This window comes from Acinetobacter sp. YH12131, from assembly GCF_013418635.1.
GTDB classification, from domain to species: Bacteria; Pseudomonadota; Gammaproteobacteria; order Pseudomonadales; family Moraxellaceae; genus Acinetobacter; species Acinetobacter towneri.
On record NZ_VPBQ01000003.1, the window covers coordinates 291,018 to 304,199 of the forward strand.

At 42.1% G+C, this 13,182-nt stretch carries 12 protein-coding genes; 3 read left to right on the plus strand and 9 right to left on the minus strand.

What is annotated here, in order from left to right; genetic code table 11:
- The first annotated feature begins 218 nt into the window (after positions 1–218).
- Positions 219–1,577, plus strand: a complete 1,359-nt coding sequence (locus FTU66_RS04165) for an OprD family outer membrane porin (RefSeq protein WP_180112352.1) — start codon at positions 219–221, stop codon at positions 1,575–1,577.
- Positions 1,578–1,675: 98 nt separating this feature from the next.
- On the opposite strand, the gene ppa is transcribed toward FTU66_RS04165, so the two are convergent.
- Entirely contained in the window at positions 1,676–2,212 is a 537-nt protein-coding gene (gene ppa, locus FTU66_RS04170; protein WP_004975651.1) for an inorganic diphosphatase, read from the minus strand.
- A gap of 124 nt (positions 2,213–2,336) precedes the next feature.
- Positions 2,337–2,735, minus strand: coding sequence for an MAPEG family protein (locus FTU66_RS04175; RefSeq protein ID WP_104852906.1), 399 nt, complete (start codon positions 2,733–2,735; stop codon positions 2,337–2,339).
- A gap of 104 nt (positions 2,736–2,839) precedes the next feature.
- Between FTU66_RS04175 and FTU66_RS04180 the strand changes: the two genes are divergently transcribed.
- Positions 2,840–3,220, plus strand: a complete 381-nt coding sequence (locus tag FTU66_RS04180) for a hypothetical protein (RefSeq protein WP_004975646.1) — start codon at positions 2,840–2,842, stop codon at positions 3,218–3,220.
- 99 nt (positions 3,221–3,319) lie between these two features.
- On the opposite strand, the gene FTU66_RS04185 is transcribed toward FTU66_RS04180, so the two are convergent.
- The 7 genes from FTU66_RS04185 to FTU66_RS04215 all read right to left on the minus strand — a co-directional run bounded on the left by FTU66_RS04185 (position 3,320) and on the right by FTU66_RS04215 (position 12,454).
- Positions 3,320–4,996, minus strand: coding sequence for an AMP-binding protein (locus tag FTU66_RS04185; protein ID WP_180112353.1), 1,677 nt, complete (start codon positions 4,994–4,996; stop codon positions 3,320–3,322).
- Between the two features lie 148 nt (positions 4,997–5,144).
- A complete protein-coding gene (gene parC / locus FTU66_RS04190; protein WP_180112354.1) occupies positions 5,145–7,364 on the minus strand; it encodes a DNA topoisomerase IV subunit A in 2,220 nt (739 codons plus the stop codon).
- 174 nt (positions 7,365–7,538) lie between these two features.
- The gene (locus tag FTU66_RS04195; protein WP_168419441.1) at positions 7,539–8,858 is read right to left on the minus strand and encodes an MFS transporter; all 1,320 of its coding nucleotides are present in this window, start codon (positions 8,856–8,858) and stop codon (positions 7,539–7,541) included.
- 150 nt (positions 8,859–9,008) lie between these two features.
- Positions 9,009–9,653 (minus strand): trimeric intracellular cation channel family protein, encoded by a 645-nt coding sequence (locus FTU66_RS04200; protein WP_168419440.1) that lies wholly within the window; start codon positions 9,651–9,653, stop codon positions 9,009–9,011.
- Between the two features lie 64 nt (positions 9,654–9,717).
- Positions 9,718–10,185: a YchJ family protein gene (locus tag FTU66_RS04205; RefSeq protein WP_180112355.1), complete on the minus strand. Its 468-nt coding sequence runs from the start codon at positions 10,183–10,185 to the stop codon at positions 9,718–9,720.
- A 407-nt stretch (positions 10,186–10,592) separates the two neighbouring features.
- Positions 10,593–12,176: a TerC family protein gene (locus tag FTU66_RS04210; RefSeq protein WP_180112356.1), complete on the minus strand. Its 1,584-nt coding sequence runs from the start codon at positions 12,174–12,176 to the stop codon at positions 10,593–10,595.
- Positions 12,173–12,454, minus strand: coding sequence for a hypothetical protein (locus tag FTU66_RS04215; RefSeq protein WP_180112357.1), 282 nt, complete (start codon positions 12,452–12,454; stop codon positions 12,173–12,175). The genes FTU66_RS04210 and FTU66_RS04215 overlap by 4 nt, the downstream gene beginning before the upstream one ends.
- A gap of 55 nt (positions 12,455–12,509) precedes the next feature.
- Between FTU66_RS04215 and FTU66_RS04220 the strand changes: the two genes are divergently transcribed.
- Positions 12,510–13,130, plus strand: coding sequence for a TIGR00730 family Rossman fold protein (locus FTU66_RS04220; protein WP_096902251.1), 621 nt, complete (start codon positions 12,510–12,512; stop codon positions 13,128–13,130).
- The last annotated feature ends 52 nt before the right edge of the window (positions 13,131–13,182 follow it).

Genomic DNA, 13,182 nt, shown 5'->3' on the forward strand with positions numbered 1-13,182 from the left:
CTGTTCAGCTCATTTAAAATTATGTTCATGTTTTTACTAAAAATTAAAATAATTATTAAACTTTTTAAAATTCAATATTTTTAATGACCCTACAGTTTATCGAAAAAATGCTTAACTTTAGTGTCATAAGCCCCTTAAAAATGATATTTTCGCGCCTAAATAGCGATACAATTCGGCTACGTTTCAACTACACATTTACTGCATGAGGCTGTCTCCCAATGCTGCAATCTAAAAAATTAACACTTGCGTTGCTGATCAACGCAGCGCTTGTTTCAACTGCATTTGCTAGCGAACAAAGTGAATCTAAAGGCTTTGTAGAAGACGCAAACGGTTCGGTTTTATTCCGTACAGGTTATTTGAATCGTGATAAAAAAGATGGACTAACAAACGACACAAGCTCTGCAGCTCAAACAGCAATTATCAATCTAGATTCTGGCTTTACTAAAGGTATTGTTGGTTTTGGTGCAGGTATCATTGGTGATGCTTCATTCAAACTAGGTGAAAATGCGCATACGGGCAACGGAATGATTCCAACACATAATGATGGCTCTGCTTATGACCATTGGGCGCGTGGTGGTGCTTATGTCAAAGCACGTATCTCGAATACTACAGCAACTTACGGTACACAAGTTTTAGATTTACCTGTCCTAGCTAGCAACACTGCCCGCTTAGTACCTGAATATTTCACAGGTGTACTTGTTCAAAGCAATGAAATTGATAACTTAAACTTGGTTGCAGGTAAATTTACTGAGAACCAATATTCAAGCCAAATCAATTCAGATGGTAATGAATTAGACCGTGCTGTGGTATGGGGTGCGAAATATACATTTAATGATGACTTAAAAGCATCTTATTACGGTGTTGATGTTAAAGATAAGTTAGATCGTCACTATGCCAATGTGAACTATAACTACGGCTTAAAAGATGGTGCTGCGCTGAACTTTGATCTAAGCGGCTACCACACAGAATTCTCTAAAGATGCTTCAACTTATTCAGCAACAGGTACGATTGCAAACCCTGCCTATGGTACAGATGCAAAGGATGGTGGAATTGCAAAAACAGAGAAAACCAATGATATTTGGGCAATCTCTACTTCATATAGCAAAGATGTACACAATGTGATGTTGGCTTACCAACAAAACTTTGGCGATGTAGGCTATGACTACGGCGGTAACGCAGATGGTGCACAATCTATTTATGTACCTAACTCATATTTGTCTGATTTTGTAGGTAATGATGAAAAATCTTTAGGCTTACAATACAACTATAACTTTAAAAATCATGGTCTTCCTGGTCTAAACTGGACAACAGCATTCGTTTATGGTTGGGATATTGATGTAGCCGAAACAAGTAATCCAGCACAAATTATCGACCAAGCTGAAGAACATGAATTCTTTAACCAAGTGAAATATACGGTTCAATCGGGTGCATTCAAAGATGCAAGCTTACGCTTACGTCACTCTTACTTACGTGCAAGCGATACGTATAACAATGCGAAAGGAAATTATGTCAGTAATGCTGTTGGCTCAACCAACGAATGGCGTATCTGGTTAGATATTCCTGTGAAATTATTCTAATTTCTCGGAATAGCCAACCCAATAAAAAAACCTGCACAGAATATGTGCAGGTTTTTTACATTTCAGCTTTCATTTGAACGCTGAACAGGCCACGCAAATTATGGATTTGCAGCTTTGTAGCCTTCAATTGAGTTCAATACTTCTTGTTTCGCAACATCAGCACCTTCCCAACCACTTAACTTCACCCATTTGCCTGGCTCTAAGTCTTTATAGTGCTGGAAGAAGTGTTCAATTTGGCTGATCAATAATGGTGGAAGATCCGTATATTCTTGAACATCTTTATAAATTGGGGTTAATTTTTCGTGCGGAACGGCAACCAATTTCGCATCAATACCACCATCATCTTCCATGTTCAATTTACCCACTGGGCGGCAACGAATCACAGAACCTGGCTCTACTGGGTGTGGGGTCACAACCAATACGTCTAGCGGATCACCATCCAATGAAAGTGTATTTGGTACATAACCGTAGTTCGCTGGGTAGAACATTGCTGTACCCATGAAACGGTCTACAAATAATGCATCAGAATCTTTGTCAATTTCGTATTTGATTGGCGCTGCATTGGCAGGAATTTCAATGATCACATAGATGTCATTTGGTGCATCTTTACCCGCAGGGATATTGCTGTAGCTCATAGCATCACTCTTAAACAAGTTAAATCTTTTTAAAACCGCGTCAATTATAACGGTTTTCTGTCCTGAATTACTGCGCGATTATACATCTGCAAGGCAAAAATACATATTTTCAGACATGACTTGATCAGGTCAGTTTAATCACCATCAGCAAAATACAAATTGGGCAAAGTAAAGACAGCATCCAAACAATTGAACGCAACGTCGCCCAATTGGCTAAATAACAAATTCCATAAATAATGCGTAGCACAATATAAGCAATACCAAACATCATCACCACCACTTGTGGGATGACCATATATTCCGCCATGAGCACTGCAGCAATAAATAAAGGCAGGCTTTCAAAACTGTTTTGCTGTACGGCGTTAGCACGTGCAGCCAAACCTGTAGTTTTGGCTAAAAATTCACGTGGATTTTGGTTATCTTCACGTTTAAAGCCGCCTGCCATTTTTGCGACAACAGCAAAGACATACGGCAATAAGCAAGCAATAATAATTAGATAAACAATTCCACTTATGCTTTGCATCAATTTTTTCTCATAAACTGTATTGAGAACTTATCATAACATGGCATTTCTTGAATAAATTTTGTTAAATAGCATGTTTTAAGCAATTGTATAAAGGATCCATTATGGTCAGCCCAGATCAAAAGGAAATGTTAGATGTACTTGAAAAGCAGCGCCAACATCAACTGCGAGTGGATCGTGTTTTAAAAATTGTGTTGCCTATTGTGGCATTTTTATTGATGGTGATTTGCGCCAACATGAACGTATGGTCGACCATTTTTACCTTCGTTGTACTTTGGGTGGCGTTTTATGCGGTAGGGATTAAGCGCTTACCGCTCTGGCACTGGATTATCGTGATTGTGGTGTACTGCTTAATTGATAATATTTTAAGTTATGGCAGTTTTAATCAATCAGGTTTTAGCCGCCAATTTGGTGCGATGTTTATTTTCTTGGGTATTGTGGGTGTTGGGCGTCGTTACTTTGACCGTTGGCTGATGAAAGAGTAATACTTTTGCCTTTATCGAACAAGAAACAATCTATTTTCTATAGCATATAAAAAATGCCCCTGAGTTTTCAGGGGCGTTTTTATTTCAGAGCAGAATGAATTACGCAGTCTTACGCAAATCTTTACGCAAGATTTTACCTACGTTCGATTTTGGCAATTCATCCATAAACTCCACATAACGTGGGCGTTTATAGCCAGTTAAGTTCTCTTTAGCGAATGCTAATACTTCTTCTGTGGTTAATGATGGATCTTTTTTCACCACAAACAGTTTTGGCACTTCACCTGATTTTTCATCTGGCACACCAATTGCTGCTACTTCCAAGACTTTCGGATGCTTCGCAATGACTTCTTCAATTTCAGATGGATACACGTTAAAGCCTGATACCAAAATCATGTCTTTTTTACGGTCTACAATTTTCACATAGCCGCGTGAATCCATGACACCAATGTCACCTGTACGGAAGAAACCATTAATCATCACTTTGTCAGTTTCATCTGGACGGTTCCAATAGCCTTTCATGACTTGTGGACCACGGATTGAAATTTCACCTTGCTCACCTAGTGCAACTTCATTGCCGTCATCATCCAAAATAGCCACTTCAGTTAATGGCAATGGAATACCAATGGTACCACTAAATTCGTCAGATGTAGGTGGGTTAGCCGTTGCCACAGGTGAAGTCTCAGACAAGCCATAACCTTCAATAATGTTGGTACCTGTGACTTTTTTCCACGCTTCAGCTGTTGATGGCAATACTGCCATACCACCGCCCATCGCCATCTTCAATTTGCTGTGATCGAGCTGTTTAAACTCTTCATTGTTCACTAACGCATTGAATAACGTGTTTACTGCAGGGAAGAATGTCGGCTGATATTTACGCAATTCTTTCATTACCGCAGGTAAGTCACGCGGGTTTGGAATTAGTACGTTAGCCTGACCTTTATACATGCCGTAAAGTGCACACACCATGAATGCAAAGATGTGATAAAGCGGCAATGCACAGAAAATACGGTCATCTGGCTGACCATCTTGTGCACCAAATTTACTTTGGAAAATACCATCACATTGCAGCATGTTAGCAACAAGGTTGCGATGCGTTAATTCTGCACCTTTAGATACCCCAGTTGTACCACCTGTATATTGCAATACAGCAGTATCACTTAAAGTTAAGCTTGGGCGTTTGTAGTTGCTTGGACTCACTTTAGACATTGCCGCATTAAATTTAATGTGACCTGGAATGTTCCATGCTGGAATTTGCTTACGCACTGAACGTAAAACAAAATTCACCAAAGTACCTTTTAAAGCACCTAGCATGTCGCCCACAGAAGCAACAACCACGTGCTTCACAGGAGTTTTACCAATAATGGCCTGATAAACAGAGGCAAAGTTTTCAACAATTACCAAAACTTCAGAACCTGAGTCATTTAACTGATGCTCAAGCTCACGTGAAGTGTAAAGCGGGTTCACGTTCACCAACACTAAACCTGCGCGGAACACCGCCAGTGCAACAACAGGATATTGGAGAACGTTCGGCATCATCACCGCAACACGCGAACCTGGCGCCAAACCTAAACTTTGTAGATAAGTTGCAAATTTACGGCTTGCTTCTTCAAGCTCACTAAAGGTTAAAACCTTATCCATAAAGATAAAGGCATCACGCGAACCAAATTTTTGGAAATTGCGTTCAAAAACATCTACAAGTGACGTGTTTTCTGCAGGTAGTTCTACAGTTTCTGGAATCCCTGTCTTTTGGTATTCAGCAAACCAAATCTTTTCCATAATGCCAATTTCTCCAATCAATAATCCTTAGTTTTAAACTGTTTTTCTCAATATCGGACGTCGTTGTTTGCTTGTTTATGTCCAATATTGCATCCATTTTCACGAATACAAACCATATATAACGTATTTTGCTTAAAAAACGCTAGTATTATCTTTGAATTAACAGTTTATTTGCTTTTTGATAGCCGCGTGGTAGGAGCTGACCTTTCGTGCCACGCTTCGCCACATATTTAAGCAAGTCTTCGCCTTTGAGTTTTAATTGTTGCTGTCCAGCAAATACTTGAATTGCTTCATCTAAATTTAAGGGTAACATAGACAACAACTGATCTTTTTCTTCAAGTTGTATCAATTTATTACCTTTACCTTTGTTTAAAATTGGCAATTCTGACAGCTCAATTACCAGTAAACGCCCCGCTGAACTGAGCAGTGCAACATGACTGGCTTGTTCAGTCATTTGTAAATTCATCACCGTGGCTTTTTCAGGCAAAGATAAGAACGCTTTACCTGCTTTGGCACTGGTATCTAGCTGCTTGGCCTGCGTTTTAAAACCATAGCCTTTGCTGCTGGCGGCTAAAATCTCACTGTCATCTTCTGCAATCAGTAATTGTTTAAAACCTACACCACTGGCAGGTGAAAGTTTAGAACTCAGCGGTTCACCTAAACCACGTGCCGATGGCAAGCTATTAATGGCCAGCGCATAACTGCGTCCCGTGTCATCTAAAATATAAACACGCTGATTGGATTTGCCTTGCGCATGACTAAGGTATTGATCACCTGCACGGAAGTTCAGATTTTCTGCATCCACTTCATGTCCTTTGGCACAGCGAATCCAACCTGCTTCTGACAACACCACAGTCACAGGGTCGGCAGGTAATATATCTTGCTCATTAATTGCAGTCGCTTCAGCGCGCAATACGATTGGTGAACGACGATCATCACCAAATTTTTTCGCGTCTTCTTTCAACTCATTAATAATCAAATTTTTCAAAGATTCAGGATTCGCCAATTGTTCACGAATAATGGCAGCACGTGCTTCTAATTCTTCTTGTTCACGGCGAATTTCCATTTCTTCAAGCTTGGCTAAATGGCGTAGCTTTAACTCCAAAATGGCTTCGGCCTGAATTTCATCAATACCAAAATGCGCCATCAACTCGGCTTTAGGATGATCTTCTTCACGAATAATCCGAATCACAGTATCAATATCTAAATAGGCAATCAGCAAACCTGCCAAAATGTGCAGTCGCTTTTCGATTTTATTAAGATGATATTGCAAACGACGTGTGACGGTATTTTTACGAATCTCAATCCATTCCAGCAAAATACGACGAATCGATTTCACCTGCGGACGACCATCTGCGCCAATCATGTTCATATTGACACGATAGCTCGATTCTAAATCGGTCGTGGCAAACAAGTGACTCATCACCGCTTCGGCATCAATACGGTTGGAGCGCAGTACAATCACCAAACGGGTTGGGTTTTGGTGGTCAGATTCATCACGAACGTCGCTGACTAATGGCAGTTTTTTTGCCTGCATTTGATCTGCAATTTGGGTAATGATTTTCGAGCCAGAAACCTGATATGGCAGTTCTGTAATCACGATTTCATTTTTTTCGACGCTGTAAACTGCACGCATACGGTAACTACCACGCCCTGTACTTTGCATTTTTAGCAATTCTTCAGGTGGGGTAATAATTTCGGCTTTGGTCGGTAAATCAGGCGCAGGAATATATTCTGCAACTTTTTCATCACTCAAATTTGGATTACGAATCAGGGCAATAGTACCTTTGACCACCTCACGCAGGTTATGCGGTGGAATATCGGTGGCCATCCCCACGGCAATACCTGTGGTGCCATTCAGCAAAATATTCGGTACACGTGCAGGTAAATTGACAGGTTCTTTTAAAGAGCCATCAAAGTTATCTTGCCAGTCACAGGTACCCTGCCCCAATTCTGCCAACAACACTTCACTATATTGCGACAGTTTGGCTTCGGTATAACGCATCGCCGCAAATGATTTAGGATCATCGGGTGAGCCCCAGTTACCCTGACCTTCAATAAAAGGATAGCGATAGCTAAACGGCTGTGCCATCAATACCATGGCTTCATAACAGGCGGAGTCACCATGTGGATGGTATTTACCTAGCACATCCCCCACGGTACGGGCTGATTTTTTTGGTTTGCCGCTGTGCTTGAGCCCCAGCTCACTCATGGCATATACAATACGGCGCTGAACAGGTTTCAGACCATCACTGATATGTGGCAATGCACGATCCATAATGACGTACATGGCATAGTTGAGATATGCACGTTCGGTAAATTCTGCTACGGAACGGTTTTCTGTCGCATGATGCGCAAGGTTTGTCATAAAACCTATCGTCCTAAATCATTTGTTTTTGTATCAATGGGCTTATGCTAAGTCGCAGTTGCATCCTGCACAAGAGTTAGTACAGATGCTCTGCGACATTTTGTGTCTTATGCCTTAAAAATATGCATTTTATAACCGATATGCAATGCCAAATAAAAATAGGCAAATTGTCTTTTATAAACCCATCGACTCTAGCGTTTTGCCTTTGGTTTCTTCACCCAATACCACAATCACCACAGCCACGGCCAATAAAACAGCGGTAAACATCATAAAGACATAACTAAAGCCATTTTGCATCACCATTAAGTGGGTGACCACCATCGGGGCAACAATCCCCCCTACACGCCCAATGGCCGAGGCCCAACCCGAACCAAAAGCACGGATATTAGTTGGATATTGCTCTGGGGTGTAGGTGTATAACACGCCCCACGCACCCAAGTTAAAGAACGACATCAGACAACCCCAGAACATGATCATCGCCACACTGTCTGCCTGACCAAAGAAGTAAGCCGAAACTGCACACATTCCAATAAAGCCAGCCAAAGTGGCTTTGCGCCCTAATTTTTCGACCAACCATGCGGCAGCAATATAACCCGGGAGCTGTGCCAAAATCATGCCCAATACATATTCAAATGACTGTACGATGCTATAGCCTTGCTGTACCAACAGGCTTGGCAACCATGTAAAAATGCCATAATAGGAATAGACGATACCAAACCAAATTAGCCACAGCATTAAGCTACGGCGGGCAAATGGCCCAGACCATAGCTGGGTAAATGAAATGTGTTGTTTGGCTGCAACAGGCTGAACTTCAATCTGTTCAATCACCTCTACCCCGCATTGACGCTCAAACTTTTGTACTAAGGCATGCGCTTCGGCAATACGCCCGCGGTTAATTAAATAAGGAATCGACTCAGGAACTTTTTTCCAGATGACCAAGGCATATAAGGCAGGCAAACCACCTATTAAAAATGCCATGTGCCAATCAAATTTTGGAATCACAAAATAGGATACCAATGCCGCACATAACCAACCCAAACCCCAAAAACTTTCCAGCAATACAATAAAGCGCCCACGTACATGTGCAGGAATATATTCACTGACCAAAGTCACGGCAACAGGAAGCTGCCCACCTAAACCTAAGCCGACAATAAAACGAAATACCAACAACCAAGTTAAATTAGGTGCAAAGGCACAGGCTGCAGTTGCCAGACTATAAATAACCAAGGTACTGGCAAATACTGTTTTACGTCCAATTTTATCGGCTAGACCACCTGAAAAGACTGCACCAATCGCCATACCGACAAAGCCAATTGACACCACCATGCCTTTTTCCGCAGGGGTCATGCTCCAGTCTTCTGCCATTTTTGCCAAAATAAAGGAAATCAGTCCTGTATCCATGGCATCAAACATCCAGCCCAGACCAATCACCACCAGCAGACTATAGTGAAATTTACCAATCGGCAGACGTTGTACACGTGAAACTAAATCCATAACACACTCTTCAGGTTGGCTAAAAGGAGGGCTGTGCGGGGCACAGCGGTGTGTTCTATTTTTATACTATGAATACTTATAGAAGGGATAGTCCCCAAAGACCAATCCTATGCGATCAGTCTAAAATTTAAAGTTGAAAATGAAGTGGTCTTAGGACTCATCTTTGGATGATGCCGAATGCTCATCATCATCCTGATAAATAAATTTTGGCATTTCCAAACCAAAGTAAATGGCAATCAAACGCAAGGTAAAGCCAAACACCAAAGTCGCAATCACGGTTAGTTCTAAAGACAGTCCGATTTCAATACATAGCCAATAACAAATGACAGATACAAAAGAAATACTGGCATATAGCTCACGGCGGAACACCAAAGGCACATCGTTACATAAAATATCGCGCAAAATCCCGCCAGACACGCCTGTCAGAACACCTGCCACGGCAGATACCACAAAGCCATGTCCCATTTCTAAAGCAATTTGACAACCAATAATGGTAAATCCAATTAAGCCCAAGGCATCCAGCACCAAGAAAATTGAGCGTAGATGGCGCATCCATTTGGCAATTAGAATCGTGACAAAAGCGGCAATACAGGTCAGCACCAAATATTCAGGATGCTTCACCCAAGTTAAAGGATAGTGCCCCAACAAGACATCTCGTACCGAACCACCACCCAATGCGGTGACACAGGCAATCAGGGTAACCCCAAACCAGTCCATGCTACGACGCCCTGCAGACAATGCGCCTGTCATCGCTTCTGCAGTAATGGCAATTAAGTAAATGACCAACAACAACATGGACTTGCCCTTCTTTCACTAGGCCAATAGATGCGCGTTATGATAAGCGAAAACCAAATAAAAGTTATAAAAATTGCGCACAACATTGCTTAAATTTTTTACCCGAACCACAAATACATGGCTGTTTCATGGTTGGCTGTTGCCCTGTGGTCGAGTCTAGAAAATACCAGCGTGCCTGAAATTGCACAAAATGGGAAATTTCATGGTGAACCTGTACCTGTTTAGCATCATGGTAATGCGCTTTAAACTCTACTTGTGCATGAGTTTTGTCCAGCTTTTCATTGCTGCTCAACACTTCCAATTTCAACCATTGATTTGACCGACTCCAATCTGCAATCGCAGCTACATCTAGGCTGGCCTGCTGCCCCAGCGCAGTGGTCTGTACAATATAATCAATCTGCTGCAAGGCAAATGCACTATAGCGTGAACGCATCAACTGGGTTGCTGTAGTCGCATGCCTTTGCCCCACATGTAAAGGCTGACAGCACTGTTGATAATTCCCTTGCCCACATGGACATACCCAATCACTCATAGAAAATTCCAGAAATTTATCTCAATAATAGGGTCTGTTGACACTTCGTCTATGTTTGCGGCATGAGAGATATATCTCGCAAGGTTTTTTAGCTGATATAAGGCATGGGGCAGGAAATTTAGTCATTCTAAATGACTGGCACATAACGCAATAGCAGCAAAAAATATGCTCGCCCCCTTGCGCAGCAAACAAAGCAATGCTTTGTTTTTGCTCATGTGGCTAAAACTTTCTCAGATTGCGTTATGAAACTTGGCAATAGTCTCGCTATTCCCTGCGTTTCATGCCTGATCTGCTCAGTTTTAGCCTACAGCGCAAGCCATTTATGAAATGTCAACAGACCTCAAATAGCCTGACGATGCAGGCTATTTTAACGGAAGCACAAGACTGAAATACAGCTAAGTCAAGGCTTATGATGTACTTGAGGGCTCTTGCTTAATCAGATGGACTTTTTCAATTTTATGTCCATCCATAGTCACGACTTCAAATATATATCCATCGGATAACAGTTTTTCACCATTTTCAGGCAAACGCCCCAAATGGAACAGAATATAACCCGACAAGGTTGAATACTGCTCGCTTTCATCCACCAAATCACGCCCAAGCAATAAAGAAACATGGCGAATATCGGTGGAGCCATCTAGCAGCAAGGAACCATCTTCCAGACTTTCAGCATGCGCATCTATGGTGTCTTCATCAGGGAATTCACCCGCAATGGCTTCCAGAATATCAATAGGAGTTGCTACTCCTTCAATAGAACCATATTCATTCAGCACAATTGCCATTTGTAACGGTGCTTGACGCAGTTGTTCCATCACCATCAATACCTGTGCATTTTCATGCACAATCACAGGTTCACGCAGATGTGTTTCAAAATCCAGCACACCAGTTTCAATGTACTGATTCATCACTTTATGGGTCAGTACAATACCCGAAATATTGTCTAATTCACCACGTGCCACGATCACTCGTGAATGGGTCATGCTCAATAACTGGCTACGAATAGAAGCTTCGTCTTCATCTAAATCAATCCATTCTAGCTCGGGACGTGGCGTCATCACTGACTTTACAGGACGTTCAGATAAACCCAATACCCCTTGCACCATGACACTATGATAGACCCCATTTTCTGCATCAAAGACTTCATCGGCAAAGGCGCGCGTGGCCAACACATCTTCATTCACATGGCTGCTTTCTGTGGTGTTTTGGCTTTTTCCGCCCAACATGCGCATCACCGCAGAAGCAGTACGGTAGCGTAAATCAGTCGTAGTCACAGTTTTTTCCTGATTTCTGCGGATGGTTTGGTTCAGGAATTCAATCATCACCGAGAAGCCAATCGCGGCATATAAATAGCCTTTTGGAATGTGATAACCAAAGCCTTCAACCACTAAAGAGAAGCCAATCATCATCAGGAAGCACAGGCATAGAATCACCACTGTCGGATGCTTATTGACAAAGTCCATCAGTGCTTTGGAAGCCCACAGCATAATGCCAATTGCGATGATCACTGCAATCATCATGACAGATAAATGCTGCACCATGCCCACAGCGGTAATCACGCTATCGAGTGAGAAAACGGCATCTAACACCACAATCTGCACAATCACCATCCAAAAAGTGGCGTGCACAGGGTTTTCTTCTTTTAATGCAGGTTTGCCTTCAATACGTTCACGCAGTTCCATGGTGCCTTTAAAGAGCAGGAACACACCACCAAACAGCAGAATCAGGTCACGTCCAGAGAAAGGATGTTCAAAAATATGGAACAGTGGTTGGGTCAGCGTTACCACCCACGCAATAGAAGCAAGTAAAATTAGGCGCATGCCCAAGGCAAGGATCAGACCCACGACCCGTGCAGTATTGCGTTGTTCTGGTGGAAGTTTTTCAGCCAAAATGGCAATAAAGACTAAGTTATCAATACCTAGTACAATTTCGAGCACGATCAGCGTTAATAGACCCACCCAAGCTGCAGGGTCAGACATCCATTCAAAGATCATCTGTTCTTCTCCTGAATATCATGGGTCAAACGTGCCACACGGCGATGACACTGAAAAGATAAGTTTGCTTGCTCTGGTTGGCACAGCATGTAATTTAAAAATATTCGTTCGGTGCGACTACTGCCACTGTCCATGACGATTCTATAGTTGTCAGACAAGCTTTGAGTATAGGAAAGTTTGCGTCCAGATTCATCCCCTTTTTGCGACAACATCCACGCCAATGCAGCACTTTCACAAATCTTTGCAAATTGAACACTACATACTGACGGGTTTGTCATATTTGAGTACTAAGCTAGAGCCAACAAAAAGAACATGCTATGGTGAAGAAAATAAATGAATAGCGAATTAAGAATGACCCAATATATCAATAATCCATCTCCTCAAACCTCTCAACCTTTGGTGGCATTGTACTGTGGTTCGCGCTCTGGCAATAACCCGATTTATCAGGAAAAAGCAGTACAACTGGCAAGAAAACTGGCCGAGCAAGGCTTTGGTATGGTCTACGGCGGTGCGAGTATTGGATTAATGGGTTTGGTTGCCGACACCGTTGTGCAACATGGTGGGCAAGCGGTGGGAGTAATTCCTGAATTTATGCTGGATTATGAAATTGCCCACAGTAATTTAACCGAGTTACACGTAGTCAAAAGCATGCATGAGCGTAAAGCGATGATGGCAGATCGCGCCAGTGCTTTTGTGGCGTTGCCAGGCGGCTTGGGTACTTTTGAAGAGATTTTGGAAATTGCCACTTGGGGGCAATTGAATCAGCACCAAAAACCGATGATTTTATATAATGTAAATGGCTTTTATGATGCGCTGATTCAGCAGTTAGATCATGCGGTGCACGAAGGTTTTTTACCACCACAGCACCGCGCTAAACTGATCGTGTGTAACCACTCCCACAAAATTATTAATGCCTTGAAGAATTTGGATTCTCCACGTCATTTTGTGGGTTGAACTTTTTTAGCTACATGAAATAGCAATAAAAATGAAAGTGAAAGCGAGTCGG

Bases quoted from the DNA above. Each gene is read 5' to 3' on its own strand.
- FTU66_RS04200 (WP_168419440.1), bottom strand. From the start codon at position 9,653: ATGTTGTTGTTGGTCATTTACTTAATTGCCATTACTGCAGAAGCGATG.
- FTU66_RS04205 (WP_180112355.1), bottom strand. From the start codon at position 10,185: ATGAGTGATTGGGTATGTCCATGTGGGCAAGGGAATTATCAACAGTGC.
- FTU66_RS04165 (WP_180112352.1), top strand. From the start codon at position 219: ATGCTGCAATCTAAAAAATTAACACTTGCGTTGCTGATCAACGCAGCG.
- FTU66_RS04195 (WP_168419441.1), bottom strand. From the start codon at position 8,858: ATGGATTTAGTTTCACGTGTACAACGTCTGCCGATTGGTAAATTTCAC.
- FTU66_RS04210 (WP_180112356.1), bottom strand. From the start codon at position 12,176: ATGATCTTTGAATGGATGTCTGACCCTGCAGCTTGGGTGGGTCTATTA.
- FTU66_RS04185 (WP_180112353.1), bottom strand. From the start codon at position 4,996: ATGGAAAAGATTTGGTTTGCTGAATACCAAAAGACAGGGATTCCAGAA.
- FTU66_RS04180 (WP_004975646.1), top strand. From the start codon at position 2,840: ATGGTCAGCCCAGATCAAAAGGAAATGTTAGATGTACTTGAAAAGCAG.
- FTU66_RS04175 (WP_104852906.1), bottom strand. From the start codon at position 2,735: ATGCAAAGCATAAGTGGAATTGTTTATCTAATTATTATTGCTTGCTTA.
- FTU66_RS04215 (WP_180112357.1), bottom strand. From the start codon at position 12,454: ATGACAAACCCGTCAGTATGTAGTGTTCAATTTGCAAAGATTTGTGAA.
- parC (WP_180112354.1), bottom strand. From the start codon at position 7,364: ATGACAAACCTTGCGCATCATGCGACAGAAAACCGTTCCGTAGCAGAA.
- FTU66_RS04220 (WP_096902251.1), top strand. From the start codon at position 12,510: ATGAATAGCGAATTAAGAATGACCCAATATATCAATAATCCATCTCCT.
- ppa (WP_004975651.1), bottom strand. From the start codon at position 2,212: ATGAGCTACAGCAATATCCCTGCGGGTAAAGATGCACCAAATGACATC.